The sequence below is a fragment of the Niabella pedocola genome, from assembly GCF_021044425.1.
GTDB lineage: Bacteria > Bacteroidota > Bacteroidia > Chitinophagales > Chitinophagaceae > Niabella > Niabella pedocola.
Genome location: NZ_JAJNEC010000004.1, coordinates 76,753 through 91,038 on the forward strand (window position 1 = coordinate 76,753; position 14,286 = coordinate 91,038).

Here is a 14,286-nt window from a genome sequence, read left to right on the forward strand (position 1 = left end):
TTCGCTCATTTTTTTTGATACCGGATAAAGGAGCAGTGGTGATTCTCAGGCCGTTTCGCCGCTCATTTTCAGGATCAGCTCCCACTCTTCCGGTTTTACGGTTTGTACGGACAGACGTCCCAGCCGTACCAGGTCCATATCTTTTAGCTGGGGCACTTCTTTGATCTCGGATAAGGGCACCGGTTTCTTTAATTTCTTATATGGAGCCACCTCTACCGCTACCCAACGTTCATCTGTTGTAGTAGGGTCCTGGAAGGCTTCTTTTACAATTTTTGCAATCGCCACAATTTCCACTCCCTCATTGCTGTGATAAAAAAAAGCCAGATCGCCTTTCTTCATAGCACGCAGGTTTAGCCGGGCGGCATAATTTCGTACGCCATCCCATACCGTCTTCTTGTCTTTCACCAATTGATCGTAGCTGTATTTAAAGGGTTCTGATTTTATAAGCCAATAAGCCATAAGAAGTATAAAATTTAAAATATTGAATTTAGAATGATGCGTGGTTCCTGTTTGTAATCAGTATTTTTATAAAATATAAAAATAAAAAACAATCAGGAATCCGCAACATCAAATAAGCATCTGGGAGCAGGAGGCTTTTTATGCGCCGCAGGACATCGTCATCATTGGTGCCGGTTTTACAGGCCTTTGGACGGCCATCTACCTGCGGCAAAAGTTTCCGTCGAAACAGATCACCGTGGTAGAACGGGATGTAACGCCTGCCGGTGCTTCAGCACGCAACGCCGGCTTTGCCTGTTTTGGAAGTCCTACAGAAATTTTATCCGATGTAGCAGCAATGGGAAAAGAAAAAGCGCTGCAGTTGTTAAACATGCGCTTTGAAGGACTGCGGGCCATCCAAAAGATCTTTGCAAACGGACTGATCGATTTTTCGGTTTGTAAGGGATACGAATTACTGGATGATCCCCGAAGCGTTGAACGCCTTCCGATACTGAATGAATGGCTTTATGAGATTACCGGTGCTCCTGTAACTTTTTGCCAGCAGGACGAACTGATCCCTGTGTTTGGATTTGCCAACACAGCACACCTGGTTGAAAACCGTTTTGAGGGATGCCTGCACCCGGGCAAACTTTTAAATGCCTTACATCAGCTCGCCGTAAAGATGAACATCCGCTTTTTGTTTGCAACCGAAGTACGAATGGTGGAGGAACATCCGCAGGGAATAAAGCTGTTTATGGCAAAGGGGCCAGGCCTCTTAGCAGAACGGATCGTGTATTGTACAAATGCCTTTAGCAGCCGGCTCCTGCCGCGGATGGACCTTGTACCGGCCAGAGGCCAGGTGTTGCTTACCGAGCCGGTTCCCGGTTTAAAATTTAACGGTACCTTCCATTACCAGGAGGGATATTATTACTTCCGGAACCTGGACAACCGTATTTTACTGGGAGGAGCCCGTAATACTTCTTTTCAGACGGAATATACGCTGGAGCCGTTTACCACGTTGCCCATACAGGAGGCGCTGGAGGCATTTTTATCAACCGTCATTTTACCCGGACAGCGGCCACAGATCACGCACCGGTGGGCTGGTATCATGGCAATGGGCAAAGAAAAAACACCTATTCTGGAGCAGCTTACCGACCGTTCTTTCTGTGCACTCCGGATGAGTGGCATGGGCGTGGCACTGGCTCCTGCCGCAGGAAAAAAAATTGCGGAACTGATGACCTAGTATCATCAACAAGTGTATGTATATACCATGCAAGCATTTATTAATAAAAAAATAACGTTCTCCCAAAAATGAAGTTTGGACAAGTAAGCAATCCCGGAGCTGTTGATTTCACCCTGCCAAAGGATCATCCCGAAACCGCAAGGGTGCTTGGCGCTACAAAAAAACAACAGCCGTTTGAGGTATATATCGGCTGTGCCAAATGGAACCGTACAGACCTGAAAGGTTTTTACCCGCGGGGCGTTAAAGATGAATTGAAGTATTATGCCACACAGTTCAATGCCATTGAGCTGAATGCTACTTTTTATAAAATGCCGGACTGGAAGCAGGTAGAAACCTGGAAGAACAAGACTCCGGAGGGTTTCAAATTCTTTCCCAAGCTAACCAACACCATCAGTCATTACAAGCGACTGATCGATGTAAAGCAGGAGATCGAAGTGTTTTGTGATGCGGTCAGCAATTTTGAAGACCGGATGGGTATGGCATTTCTTCAACTGCATGATAATTTCAAACCCGAGCATTTCGACCGGTTACAAACCGTACTGGAGCAATTTCCGAAAGGTATTCCCCTGGGCGTGGAAGTGCGCAACGGTGAGTGGTTTTCTGATAACCGGATACACGACCGTTATTGCCGGCTGCTGGAAAAGCTGAAGATGGCCCATATTATTGTGGACACCGCCGGCCGCCGGGATATGCTGCACATGCGGCTTACAGCACCTACGGCCTTTGTGCGGTACGTGGGTGCCAACCATCCCACAGATGTGGAGCGGCTGGACGAATGGATTGAGCGGATCAAAAAATGGAGGAAAGAAGGATTGCAAAAACTGTATTTTTTTGTGCACCAGAATGTAGAACTGGAGTCGCCCTTACTTGCGGCACATTTTATCCGGGCAATGAATCAATCCTTTGGGCTTTCGTTAAAAGTGCCGGACAAGGCGGGAGAACAGGGCGCATTGTTTTAAAGGATGTTGGTTTTTAACTGCAAAGAATGCGAAGGGTTGCAAGGTTTGCAAAGCGATGGATATTAGGATTTTCATCGTAGCTGTTTACAATTTCAGCCGCTGAAAGTATAAGAATGTGGCAATGAAACCTATCCGCTTTGTGTTCCTCATGTCCTCGCTCCTTTCTGGCATGATTTTACCGCAGGGGTTTCGCTATGCGCGCAAAGAAGCGCCAGGATTTATCCATTAGCCCCGTAACCCTTGTCCCTATACCATCGCGATTCACATTTTAAACCGCAGGAATAGCTAAGAATCGCCCCGCGCTTGCGGTAAGTCTTAACCACGCGCATAAACCACCAACATTCTTTGTATCCCTGTTTTGCTTCAAGCGTCAGCTCATTGCGTGCAAAACCGCTGCGATGCGCCTGTAAATACGCTTTCAGGGCATTCTTATCATTTAACCGTTCCGTGCCCTGTTGGTTTGTGATCGTTACAGAATCAATATCCCTGATCAGGGTATCCAGGTCTGCATCGCTCCAGCCGCCTCTTTCAAAATAGAGCCTCCTGCTGGTTATATCCCCCTGCGGAACGCGGATCAGGATCTTTCCCGTATCGGCCGCAGCGGCAGTGCCGGTTAGCGACTTATTTCCATACAGAACTACCGAGGTGTTTTTTTTCCCCGTAGCCTGTATGTTCATGACCTGTACAGGATCACAACCTGTTAGAATGCATATTCCTCCAAGCACAATAGCTGTCTTCATTACGGAACCTGTTAATGAACTTCCTGTTTTCATTTTTAGCAGATTGAATCGTTCACAATAATGCTTAATACCGGAACAGACCTGCAGGTAACCGTTGTTTGCCCAATAGAACAAAAAAAGCCGGCTTCTGAAGCCGGCTCTTTCATCCATTTTTAAATCATTATTGCGGCTGCAATACCTCAATATCTTTAAGCGCTACGGTGAGCTCTTCATCCGTAAACGAATGATTGACCAGCTTGCCGTCAAAATAATCCTGGTAAGCAGCCATATCCACAAAGCCATGGCCGCACAGGTTAAACAGGATGTTTTTTTGCACGCCCTCTTCACGTGCGCGGTTTACCTCGCGGATCACCTGGGCTATACCGTGGTTTGCTTCCGGAGCCGGCACAATCCCTTCTGCCTTTGCAAATAATACACCGGCCTCAAAACATTCCAGCTGCTGAATGGCATTCGCTTCAATCAGTCCGTCTTTCAGCAACTGGCTGCATAGTACGCTTGCACCATGATACCGTAAACCGCCCGCATGGATCGCTGCGGGTGTAAAGGTATGTCCCAATGTAAACATCGGCAGCAATGGTGTATAGCCCTGCGTATCTCCAAAATCATACATAAACTTTCCCTTGGTCAGTTTAGGACAGGACGCCGGTTCCACGGCCACACAGCGAACACTTTTTCCTTCGATCTTATCCTTTATAAAGGGGAACGACAGCCCCGCAAAATTAGAACCTCCGCCCAGGGGTGCAATGATCACATCCGGATAGTCGCCGGTATATTCCAGTTGCTTTTTTGCTTCCTGGCCAATGATCGTCTGGTGCAGCAGTACGTGGTTCAGTACAGACCCCAGGGAGTACTTGGTATCCTCATCGCCGGCGGCAATTTCTATGGCTTCCGATATGGCCAGGCCCAGGCTGCCCGGTGTATCCGGATTTGCCTCCAGGGCGCTCCTTCCCGCCTGCGTGTTTGTACTTGGAGAAGCGTATACTTTAGCCCCAAACGTGTTCATCAATATTTTCCGGTACGGCTTCTGGTTAAAGCTGATGCGCACCATATACACCTCACAGTCGATCCCAAAATGCGAGCAGGCAAAACTTAAGGCTGTCCCCCACTGTCCTGCACCGGTTTCAGTAATGATCCGTTTTACCCCCGCCTTTTTATTATAATACGCCTGCGGAATGGCCGTATTGGGTTTATGCGAACCGCTGGGGCTGGTACCTTCATACTTATAATAGATCTTACAATCCGTCTTCAATGCCTTTTCCAGTTCCGTTGCACGGATCAGCGGCGTGGGGCGCCAGATCCGGTAGGCCTCCTGTACTTCTTCGGGTATGTCAATATACCGTTCTGCAGACACTTCCTGCTGGATCAGGTCCATGGGGAATAAAGGCGCCAGGTCTTCGCCCCCGATAGGCTGTTTGGTGCCCGGATGCAGTGGTGGCAACGGTTTATTGGGCATATCTGCCACAATATTGTACCATTGCGTAGGCATGTCTTTTTCATTCAGAAGGATTTTCTTTTCCATTAAAATATATTTATTTTTTGGTTGAATTAAGAAAGTCTAATATAAGTCAGTTCTGGTATATAAACAATTTGTTTTAACGGGGTTCTGCTACCGCGTGCCGCAGTTTTGATGGGTACGTTCCCGGGAAAACACGTATGCGTCATTTATTCAGCCGCTGCAGCATGGAGATACCGCCGGTAGTTTCATATAGTACCGGATATGTTTTGGGGGCCGGGTAACCCGGCGGCCAGGGGAAACAATTGTATATTCATATGGGTGCTGTCTGCTGCCGTTGCCTGCTCCGTAAAACAGGGATCGCAGCAATGAACCGGTTCCGGGCATTTCAACTACCCAACCAGCTGCGGCATTGCATTACATTGCCGTGCTACCAGCCACTGGCCAGTACATCGGCCAGGTGCATGGTTTTAATAGCATACTTTTTGTTGTCGATATAACCCTGCAAATGCATCAGGCAGGAAAGATCCGTGCTGATCAGGTAGTCTGCACCGGTGGCAATGGCGTTCTCTACCTTCTGCTCGCCCATATTAATGGATATGGAAGGAAATTTTACGGCAAAAGTGCCTCCGAAACCACAGCAGGTTTCCACATCCTTCAGCTCGTTTACGATTAACCCCCGCACATTGGAAAGCAGTTCCCGGGGTTCCGATTTGATCTTACATTCTCTTAAAGCAGCGCAGCTGTCGTGATAGGTGGCGTTCCCCTTCAGGACAGCTCCCGTATCCGTTACCTTCAGCACTTGCACCAGGAACTCTGAAAATTCGTAGATCCTTGCACCCAGGGCTTTTACTTCATTATGCACGGAAGAGTTATCAAAAAGGGTAGGATAATAATTGCGTACAAATCCTACACAACTGGCACTGGGGGCTACAATATAATCGCTGCCTTTAAAATCATTCAGAAATTTGGTGCAAACCGCCTTTGATTCCTCCCGGAAACCAGCATTAAAAGCCGGCTGTCCGCAACAGGTCTGGTTGCCATTGTAACGAACGGTACACCCGAATTTCTCCAACACTTTTACCATGTTAAAGCCGGTTTCGGGATAAAGCTGATCTACAAAACAGGGTATGAAAATCTGTACATTCATTTTATTGCTGTTGCGCTTTTTGATACTCGGCAATCGTCAGCTGATCGCCGTTAACCGGTTCCATCACTTTTATATCGAAGTTCTGCGGATTCACGGTAAAAAGATAATAGGTCTCAAAGCGAAGCTCGCCGTTATATCCGGCTCTAAAGTTAACTTCTTTATCAGAAATGGTGTCGATCAAAAATGCGATACCTTGTTTGTGGTGACTGAACGAATCAATATACCGGTGGCTTTCTGCAACAAAGGGAATTTTACGTAGGCTATCCATTACCGCTGCTTCGGTTGCATCCCCGGCAACCGGTACCGCCGTTGCCGTATCCGGAACAGGAAGCGCCGTACCAACAAGAGTATCTTTGACGTCGTTGTTTTTTATACCCGGTTCATTGCAGGCTGTAGCCAGCAACAGCACCAGTAAACAAGCAAAACAGAAGCGCCGCTGAATCATTATGAATGAATCATTTTCAATGCCGTAACAGCAGCCTCCTCACCTTTATGTCCATGTGCGCCACCGATCCGCTCCCTTGCCTGCTCCTCCGTATTTACAGTTAATACACCAAAAATAGTAGGTACCGGAAGCATCAGGTTCAGTTGCAATACGCCCTGTGTTACGGAATCACATACATACTCAAAATGCGGCGTATCGCCCTTTATCACACAGCCCAGGGCGATAAAAGCGTCCGGAGCAGCGCCATCCTTTGTACGCTCCCAATGCCGTTTTATTGCAAAAGGCAGTTCCACAGCGCCGGGTACCACAAGTGTTTCGTAACGGATCTTATATTGATCAAAGATGTTTTTGCATCCTTCTTCCAATGCATCCACGATGGCTGCATTCCACTCTGTTTTCACTAAAATAACACAGGCATTCTCTTTCAGAATGCCTGTGTCAATATGATATAAAGAACTGTTTCCTTGTGTTGCCATTTTTTAATTTACATTATAAACACCTAACTGGGCCAGATACTTATCAGCATCAAATCCCTGCTGGGTACGCGGATATTTTTCTTTTAATTCTTTGTAAAGACCAATCGCTTCGTCTTTTTGGTTCAATACATGCTGCGCCAGGTAGGCTGCACTGAACAATGCATCGGCACAGGCCATTTGATCTGCTTCAAATTCCTTTGCGGCTTTTTTATAGTTGTCCAGCGCCTCTGCCCCTTTGCCCATATCACCGTAAGCATCTCCCAGCAATTTATACGCCCGCTGCTGGATCTGCTTGGAATCCGTTTTAAAATCCTTCAGGAATGAAACGGCTTTATCGTTCTGATTCAGCTTTACATAACACACACCGGCATAAAAATTAGCCAGGTTGCCGGTAGCTGTACCGCTGTATTTTTTTGAAAGGGCAATAAATCCGGGGTTTACACCGTCGCCATTAAGCGCCAGGTTAAACGAATCTTTCTTAAAGTATTCTTCCGCCTTAAAGCTTTTGTCCAGCGCCTCTTCGATCTTGGGCTTTTGTACAAAGGTTTTATAAAGCATATACCCGCCTCCCAACACTACGATCAGGCCCAGGACAGCCGCAATCTTTTTACTGTTTTTCAGCCAGAACACTCTTAAATTATCAACAGCGTTTGAATCCGCAACATGCTCGTTTACAGTTTCATTATTTCGCTTATCTGCCATTTTGATATATATTATTTAGTTAGTTTTAATCTACAATGAACGGGTAGTTCTGATCCATGTATACATCCTTCAGCACTTCATCATCTGACGGGAACGGGCTTTCTTCCGCAAAAATGACAGAGGCAGCCACCACTTCATCACAACGGGTGTCGATCTCCTTTATCTGGGGTTCGGTTGCCAGCTTGGTATCCAGGATATTTTTCCGCAACAGGTTGATCGGGTCTTTTGATTTGTATTCATCCACCTCATCCTTGGTACGGTATTTCTGCGGGTCACTGATGGAGTGCCCTTTGTAGCGGTAGGTTTTAATTTCCAGCAAAGTAGGGCCGCCTTTCTCCCGCGCCCGTTTTACCGCCTTGGCTACTGCATCATGTACGGTTTCGGGGTTCATTCCATCTACGACCTCGGAAGGCATTTCATAAGCTGCTCCCAGCTTATAAATATCGTGGATATTGGAAGTCCGCTCAACGGAGGTACCCATCGCGTAATTGTTATTCTCACAAATATAAATTACGGGTAATTTCCATAACATGGCCAGGTTAAAGGACTCGTGCAAAATTCCCTGGCGGGCGGCACCGTCTCCGAAAAAGCAGAGCACTACGTTATCCGTACCCTTGTAATTTTCGGCAAAAGCCAGCCCGGTACCCGTACCGATCTGTGCCCCTACGATCCCGTGGCCTCCATAAAAATGCTGCTCTTTACCAAAAAAGTGCATGCTGCCTCCCTTACCTTTCGCACAACCGGTAGCCTTTCCGTATAATTCCGCCATACAACTGTCTACCGAAACACCCTTGGCAATGGCCAATCCGTGATCGCGGTAAGCAGTGATAAAAATATCTTCCGGCTTTGTGGCGGTCATGCAACCCGCAGCAATGGCTTCCTGCCCTACATAGGCATGAAAAAAACCACGGATCTTCCCTTCCATCTTATATTTCTCCTCTGCTGTAAGCTCAAATGTGCGAATCAGCTGCATCAATTCATACCAATACAGGTAGGTTTCTTTTGAAAATTTTGTTGCCACGGCTAAAAATTTGAGTAGCAAAAGTAAGGGAAAATTTCTGATTTATACCCTCTTGTAATGCACCCGAAGCCTTTTTTTATACCGGGTGCTTTGTTTTTTATTTTCCCGGCTGCGGTACAGGTGGCATCCGGCTTGCGTCGCACACTGGAACTGCAGTGCAGCGCCCCGCAGACACACCCGTAGCGGCCTGGTTTCCATGAAAATTATACGGTCAATAGAATGACAATTAGTAATTTAGCCCGCAGAGACCAGTATCATGTCGTTTCAGCTCAACTCCATATCATTACTCCAGTTTAAAAACTACACCAACCGGAGTTTCCTTTTTCCCAAAAAGGTGGTAGCCATCTGTGGAAAAAACGGCGTGGGTAAAACCAATATCCTGGATGCGATCTATTATCTCTGTTTTACCAAAAGTTATTTCAGTAATACAGACATGGTGAATGTACAGCAGGGAGCCCGGGGCTTCCGCATAGACGGCGTATTTGAACAAAACGGACACACGGAAAGCGCAGCCTGTATTCTCCGTGAAACCGGCAAGAAGGAGTTTTCGGTCAACGGCGAACTTTATGATAAGTTTTCAAAACATATCGGCCGGTACCCCTGCGTGATCATTGCCCCGGACGATGCCGTGCTCATTACCGGCAGCAGTGAGGAGCGGCGGGGTTTTATGGATGCACTGCTTTCCCAGCTGGACCCGGAATACCTGCGGCAGCTGATCCTTTATAACAAGCTGTTGCAGCAACGCAATAGTTTTTTGAAAGCGGCGGCCGAAAGCGGGTCACTGGACGAATCGCTGCTGGCGGTGCTGGACGAGCAACTGGTGCCGGCAGGCAATTTTATCTTTAACAAACGACGGGATGCGATGGTGGCGTTCCTGCCCCGGGTAAAGCGGATGTATACCGAAATCGCGCAGCGGGAAGAACACCTTTCCCTCCTGTATGAAAGCCGCCTGCTGGAAGCCGGTTTCGACGAACTGCTGAAAGCGGCCCGTCAAAAAGACCTGGTACTGCAACGCACTACCCTGGGCATTCACCGGGACGATATTACCCTGCAGCTCGGAAATCAGCCCTTTAAAAATATTGCATCCCAGGGGCAACGGAAAAGCCTCCTTTTTGCCTTAAAGCTAACCGAACTGGAACTGCTCGCCGCGGAAAAGAAATTCACCCCGCTCCTGTTACTGGACGATGTTTTTGAAAAACTGGACGAAGACCGTATCAGTAGCCTGCTGGCCCAGGTATGCACCGGAATGGATGGCCAGGTATTTATTACGGATACCAATAAAGAACGCGTACTGCAACATATGCAGGCCATTGATGTGGAGGTGCACCTGGTAGAACTTTAATTGGTACACATTTCATTTCGCGTTAATTTTAAAGCATTATCAGTTTCCATCAACCCGTTTTTTTATGAATCAGTCTGCGCCCGCGCGTTTTCTTGCCCTTGATGTTTTCCGGGGGCTTACCATCTGTTTTATGATCATTGTAAATACCGGCGGTCCCAATCCCTTTCATGAATTGCGGCATGCGCAATGGAACGGGTTTACATTAACCGACCTGGTGTTTCCTTCCTTTCTGTTTGCAGTAGGCAATGCTATCAGCTTTTCAACCTCAAAATGGGAACAGCAGGCCCGGCAAACGGTCATCCTGAAAATACTCAAGCGCACCCTGCTGCTGTTTTTGATCGGTTACCTGATGTACTGGCTGCCTTTTGTAAAAATAGATCCGCAGAATCAGGTACATCCCTTTCCGATTGGCCAAACCCGTATCTTCGGTGTACTGCAACGCATTGCCCTCTGCTATGGGATCGGTGCACTGATCATTTATTTTTCTTCACGCAAAACGATCCTCTTCACGGCCGCTGGCCTGTTACTGGGGTACTGGCTGCTGTCTGCTTTTTTTGGAGACTATACCCTTGCTGGTGCGGCTACCACCAAACTGGATATTCTTACACTAACGCCGCCGCACCTGTACAAAAAGGGGCCGGAAAATGCGTTTGACCCCGAGGGGCTGCTCAGCACCCTGCCTGCTATTGTAAATGTACTGGTGGGCTATCTGGCAGGAGCCCACATAAAAAAGAATCCCCGGAGTTTTGAGATGCTGGCGTTACTGGCCATTGCGGGGTTCCTGCTTTTATCTGCAGGGTATTTGTGGAACCTTGTTTTTCCCATTAATAAAAAACTCTGGACGAGCAGTTTTGTATGTGTTACCACCGGGCTCGATTGCCTGATACTCGCCACCATACTGTATTTTATCGATTTTAAAGGCAAACGGACAGGCGTTCGTTTTTTCGAGGTCTTTGGTAAAAATGCGCTGTTCATCTATTTATTCAGCGAAGTGATCCCGATACTGCTTTCCAATTACTATACGGCAACCCAGCAATCCCTCTTTAAAGCGCTTTATACGGTTACCTGGGGGCAGTTTGGAACAGGGCCCGTTCCTTCTTTACTCTGGTCTGTAAGTTTTATGTTGTGCTGCTGGCTGATGGGGTATGTGCTTTACAAACGAAAAATATTTATCCGGCTTTAAAACCATCGGGGTTCCTGACGCATCTGCGGGAATAATTGAACCGCAGAGAGCGCAGAGTACACGCGCAGCTTGCGAGGGGTTTTGAAATCTCTATCTGCAAGCCTGCCCCGCGCCCCTTGCGGATCCATTGCGTGCATTGCGGTAATAATTGAACCACAGAGAACACGGAGTTCATGCAGGGGTTTCGAAATACTTATCTGCAGCCTACCTGGCGCCCCTCGCGGATCCTTTGCGTGCATTGCGGTAATAATTAACCACAGAGAACACGGAGTTCACGGAGGGGTTTCGAAATACTTATCTGCAGCCTACCTGGTTCCTTACGGTTGAAAATGAACTGCAAAGTATCCGGTAATAAATGGTGATTCGTTCGTTGTTTTTTAACGCAAAGTGCGCCAAGAATCCGCAAAGCCCGCAATGAAGGGATGGCGCTATTGAATGCTTTTGCGAAGCCTTCGCGGAACCTGGTCCCTTGCAGATCCTTTGCGTGCATTGCGGTAACAATTGAACCACAAAGAGTGCGAAGAATCCGTATTGAATCCTTCCTTTAAAAAGCTACCTTTGCAAAAACAGATGAACCGTGGCACAATACTCTTTAGGCGAGGCATTAAATGAATTTTTGAATAAAAGCCGGATCAAAGGTGATATACAGGCCCTGCGCATTGACGGGGTTTGGGAAGAGATCATGGGCAAAACAGTAGCACGGTATACCGACAAATTGCAGATCATCGGCGATAAGCTCATTATTTCCACAACAGTTGCTCCGCTCAAAAACGAACTGATCTACCAACGCGAAAAAATCATTCAACGCGTAAACGAAGCGCTCGGCCAAAAGATCATTAAAGAGGTTATTGTTAAATAGGTTTTTAAGTTCTACGCCTTAAATCCTAAAGCTCAAATTCTAAATCCCAGGAATCGAATCTCAAGTCTGAAATCTCAAGTCTCGAATCTGGAATCTGGAATCTCGAATCTCCAATCTCCAATCTCACCCTCTAAAGATCAGGCCTGGACGGTGTTTGCCAGCTTTGAAACGCCCCCACTTCGTATTCAATAACTCCTGTTTTGGCGTTGTACGATGATTTGGACAGCAGCGGAAGCGGCATCGGAATTTTTGATTGCTCCGGGTGGTGTGTACGGTTATGAAAGGTTTGCACCTTCAGCGGATGGATCTGTTTCCCGTTCATTTGGATATTGCTGATGCTGAGGCACACAACCGGCAGCTCCTTGTAGTTGGTGATCCTTCCACCCATCGCCGGTTTCTGCGCTGCAAAATTTATTACCGTTCCGTATTGCTCCAGGAAAATACCCTCCCAGCTTCCAAACCGCAGGTTCTTGCCCGGAAAGGCCAGGGAGCCTATAACAAATTTTTCATGCCGGTCTAAATCTTCCACTTCCATGGTAACCCAGCTATGTTCATACTCACCCCAGGAAAAAATGATCTCCTTCGACGAAAATGAATCCGGTACCGGCTTCCCGGGTACATAACCCGATTTATACAGGGAGAGCCGGTAGTGGCCTTTGTCCCATTTTACCTTATTCCGCACACTGATGAAATCGCCTTCGGCATCACTGCTGGCATAGTACCCGTCTGTTTTTAGTGCGTTTCGGTTCCGTTCCATCCACCGGGAAAAGATGCCGCCCCGCCCAATACCCTGGCTGTTGCCGCCGCTGACCGGCTTTCCGTCAGACGCCGTCTGTATGCCTCCGTAAAACTGCATCCGGTTCAGGGTGCCGTTAAATGGCGAAATGTAAAACCGGTAGTCATCTGGTATGGGGGTTTTGATATGCACGTCCATAGAAAAACGCTCAAACATTACGGCAGGCGTATCCATGGTAATAGTGGTATTGATAAAATGCAGCGGCGCCAATATAATGCTGTCCGGATAACTGCGGTCCGTAGCCATTTTTTTCTTCAACTCTTTATGAATATCTGAATTTTCATACTTCTTCCGGAGCGCCGTTTTGGAAGTATCTTCCTGGGCGGAAGCTTTTCCGCAAAAAAGGGCCGTTACAAGCAGTAGTAAAATGTATTGTTTCATTTCAATTTTTAAACTCCTATACAATTCATGCGCAGTCCTTAACTAGATCCGCACCCTTGGATCAAATACACCATACAGGATATCTGCAACAATGTTCATGATTACAAAGAAGGCGGCTGAAATCAGTACCGAGCCCATCACAACCGGGTAATCCAGTTTTTCCAATGCATCTACGGTTACTTTTCCAATTCCCTGCCAGCCAAAGATATATTCCACAAAAAACGCTCCGGCCAACAGTTCTGCAAACCATCCCGTAACTGCGGTAATCACAGGGTTCAGGGCATTTTTCAGGCCATGCTTCCATATCACCGTTCGCTTACGCAATCCTTTTGCATAGGCCGTACGGATATAATCCTGGTCCAGCACGTCCAGCATCGCGCTTCTTGTAAGCTGGGTGATAATGGCCAGCGGACGGATCCCCAGCGTGATGGCCGGCAGGATCAGGTTCTTTAGCGTAAGCACCCGCCTGCCGGTTACCGGGTCAATGTCGAACCAATTACCGGTAATGTGCAGGCCCGTATATTTTGTAAGGATAAAACCAAAGACATAGGCGATGATGATCCCCATAAAAAAGGAAGGCGCCGAAATACCTACAATACTTGAAAAAATAGCGCTGGTATCCAGCCACGAATTTTGCCGTACGGCTGCCACCACTCCTAAAGGGATCCCCACCACAACCGCCAGCGCCATTGCGGCCAGCGTAAGCATTAGCGTTCCGGGGAGTGCTTCCATCAGGATGCCGGTTACCGCTCTTTTGGTTTGGTACGACCGGCGCAGATAGGGCACTTTGATGGCCAGTTTTGTTTCTCCGCCAATGAAAAAACCTTTTAATTTCTTTGCCGCGATCTCTTCCCGGCTGTGTATGGCCAGCGGTGATACATCATTTACATACAGCAGGAACTGTTTCCATTTAGGCTGATCGAGGTATAATTCCCTGCGGATGTTTTCCTGGGTTTTCTGATCGCCGCTCTGCCCCATCACCAACCGCGACGGATCACCGAATCCCTGGAATAAAAAAAACACCAGCAGCACTACACCAGCCATTACCAGTATCCCATATATTGCTTTTCTGATGATATATCCTAACATAAAAGGAATCTG

At 47.5% G+C, this 14,286-nt stretch carries 15 protein-coding genes; 5 read left to right on the top strand and 10 right to left on the bottom strand.

Annotation, left to right across the window (positions count from 1 at the left end; genetic code table 11):
* Window positions 1-45 precede the first annotated feature (45 nt).
* Window positions 46-459 carry an EVE domain-containing protein gene (locus LQ567_RS04120; protein WP_231002839.1) on the bottom strand — a complete coding sequence of 138 codons (414 nt, stop codon included), beginning with the start codon at window positions 457-459 and terminating at the stop codon, window positions 46-48.
* A 163-nt stretch (window positions 460-622) separates the two neighbouring features.
* Between LQ567_RS04120 and LQ567_RS04125 the strand changes: the two genes are divergently transcribed.
* Together LQ567_RS04125 and LQ567_RS04130 are read left to right on the top strand one after the other, a co-directional pair.
* The gene (locus tag LQ567_RS04125) at window positions 623-1,678 is read left to right on the top strand and encodes an NAD(P)/FAD-dependent oxidoreductase (protein WP_317206835.1); all 1,056 of its coding nucleotides are present in this window, start codon (window positions 623-625) and stop codon (window positions 1,676-1,678) included.
* A gap of 68 nt (window positions 1,679-1,746) precedes the next feature.
* Complete coding sequence (locus tag LQ567_RS04130; protein ID WP_231002840.1) at window positions 1,747-2,637, top strand: DUF72 domain-containing protein; 891 nt, start codon at window positions 1,747-1,749, stop codon at window positions 2,635-2,637.
* Between the two features lie 218 nt (window positions 2,638-2,855).
* On the opposite strand, the gene LQ567_RS04135 is transcribed toward LQ567_RS04130, so the two are convergent.
* The 7 genes from LQ567_RS04135 to pdhA form a co-directional block, all read right to left on the bottom strand.
* Complete coding sequence (locus tag LQ567_RS04135) at window positions 2,856-3,377, bottom strand: hypothetical protein (protein ID WP_231002841.1); 522 nt, start codon at window positions 3,375-3,377, stop codon at window positions 2,856-2,858.
* A 160-nt stretch (window positions 3,378-3,537) separates the two neighbouring features.
* Window positions 3,538-4,896 (bottom strand): TrpB-like pyridoxal phosphate-dependent enzyme, encoded by a 1,359-nt coding sequence (locus LQ567_RS04140; protein ID WP_231002842.1) that lies wholly within the window; start codon window positions 4,894-4,896, stop codon window positions 3,538-3,540.
* Window positions 4,897-5,260: 364 nt separating this feature from the next.
* Window positions 5,261-5,980 carry a (Fe-S)-binding protein gene (locus LQ567_RS04145; protein WP_231002843.1) on the bottom strand — a complete coding sequence of 240 codons (720 nt, stop codon included), beginning with the start codon at window positions 5,978-5,980 and terminating at the stop codon, window positions 5,261-5,263.
* A gap of 1 nt (window position 5,981) precedes the next feature.
* Complete coding sequence (locus LQ567_RS04150; protein ID WP_231002844.1) at window positions 5,982-6,425, bottom strand: hypothetical protein; 444 nt, start codon at window positions 6,423-6,425, stop codon at window positions 5,982-5,984.
* Window positions 6,425-6,901 (bottom strand): 6,7-dimethyl-8-ribityllumazine synthase, encoded by a 477-nt coding sequence (gene ribH, locus LQ567_RS04155; protein ID WP_231002845.1) that lies wholly within the window; start codon window positions 6,899-6,901, stop codon window positions 6,425-6,427. Before ribH ends, LQ567_RS04150 begins: the two co-directional genes overlap by 1 nt.
* 3 nt (window positions 6,902-6,904) lie before the next feature.
* Window positions 6,905-7,603 (bottom strand): tetratricopeptide repeat protein, encoded by a 699-nt coding sequence (locus tag LQ567_RS04160; RefSeq protein WP_231002846.1) that lies wholly within the window; start codon window positions 7,601-7,603, stop codon window positions 6,905-6,907.
* 25 nt (window positions 7,604-7,628) lie between these two features.
* A complete protein-coding gene (gene pdhA, locus LQ567_RS04165; RefSeq protein WP_231002847.1) occupies window positions 7,629-8,624 on the bottom strand; it encodes a pyruvate dehydrogenase (acetyl-transferring) E1 component subunit alpha in 996 nt (331 codons plus the stop codon).
* Between the two features lie 256 nt (window positions 8,625-8,880).
* Here pdhA and recF point away from each other — a divergent pair, with 256 nt between their 5' ends.
* From recF to LQ567_RS04180, 3 genes are all read left to right on the top strand, one after another.
* Complete coding sequence (recF, locus tag LQ567_RS04170; RefSeq protein ID WP_231002848.1) at window positions 8,881-9,966, top strand: DNA replication/repair protein RecF; 1,086 nt, start codon at window positions 8,881-8,883, stop codon at window positions 9,964-9,966.
* Window positions 9,967-10,030: 64 nt separating this feature from the next.
* Window positions 10,031-11,149 (top strand): acyltransferase family protein, encoded by a 1,119-nt coding sequence (locus LQ567_RS04175; protein ID WP_231002849.1) that lies wholly within the window; start codon window positions 10,031-10,033, stop codon window positions 11,147-11,149.
* Window positions 11,150-11,726: 577 nt separating this feature from the next.
* Window positions 11,727-12,008, top strand: a complete 282-nt coding sequence (locus LQ567_RS04180) for a DUF721 domain-containing protein (protein ID WP_231002850.1) — start codon at window positions 11,727-11,729, stop codon at window positions 12,006-12,008.
* 130 nt (window positions 12,009-12,138) lie between these two features.
* Here LQ567_RS04180 and LQ567_RS04185 read toward each other — a convergent pair whose 3' ends face one another.
* Window positions 12,139-13,185: a hypothetical protein gene (locus tag LQ567_RS04185; protein ID WP_231002851.1), complete on the bottom strand. Its 1,047-nt coding sequence runs from the start codon at window positions 13,183-13,185 to the stop codon at window positions 12,139-12,141.
* 42 nt (window positions 13,186-13,227) lie between these two features.
* Entirely contained in the window at window positions 13,228-14,274 is a 1,047-nt protein-coding gene (locus LQ567_RS04190) for an ABC transporter permease (protein WP_231002852.1), read from the bottom strand.
* Window positions 14,275-14,286 lie beyond the last annotated feature (12 nt).

Coding starts and splice junctions, on each gene's coding strand:
- LQ567_RS04130 (WP_231002840.1), top strand. CDS start 1,747: ATGAAGTTTGGACAAGTAAGCAATCCCGGAGCTGTTGATTTCACCCTG.
- LQ567_RS04190 (WP_231002852.1), bottom strand. CDS start 14,274: ATGTTAGGATATATCATCAGAAAAGCAATATATGGGATACTGGTAATG.
- LQ567_RS04160 (WP_231002846.1), bottom strand. CDS start 7,603: ATGGCAGATAAGCGAAATAATGAAACTGTAAACGAGCATGTTGCGGAT.
- LQ567_RS04145 (WP_231002843.1), bottom strand. CDS start 5,980: ATGAATGTACAGATTTTCATACCCTGTTTTGTAGATCAGCTTTATCCC.
- LQ567_RS04150 (WP_231002844.1), bottom strand. CDS start 6,425: ATGATTCAGCGGCGCTTCTGTTTTGCTTGTTTACTGGTGCTGTTGCTG.
- LQ567_RS04135 (WP_231002841.1), bottom strand. CDS start 3,377: ATGAAGACAGCTATTGTGCTTGGAGGAATATGCATTCTAACAGGTTGT.
- LQ567_RS04175 (WP_231002849.1), top strand. CDS start 10,031: ATGAATCAGTCTGCGCCCGCGCGTTTTCTTGCCCTTGATGTTTTCCGG.
- LQ567_RS04120 (WP_231002839.1), bottom strand. CDS start 459: ATGGCTTATTGGCTTATAAAATCAGAACCCTTTAAATACAGCTACGAT.
- recF (WP_231002848.1), top strand. CDS start 8,881: ATGTCGTTTCAGCTCAACTCCATATCATTACTCCAGTTTAAAAACTAC.
- LQ567_RS04140 (WP_231002842.1), bottom strand. CDS start 4,896: ATGGAAAAGAAAATCCTTCTGAATGAAAAAGACATGCCTACGCAATGG.
- ribH (WP_231002845.1), bottom strand. CDS start 6,901: ATGGCAACACAAGGAAACAGTTCTTTATATCATATTGACACAGGCATT.
- LQ567_RS04185 (WP_231002851.1), bottom strand. CDS start 13,185: ATGAAACAATACATTTTACTACTGCTTGTAACGGCCCTTTTTTGCGGA.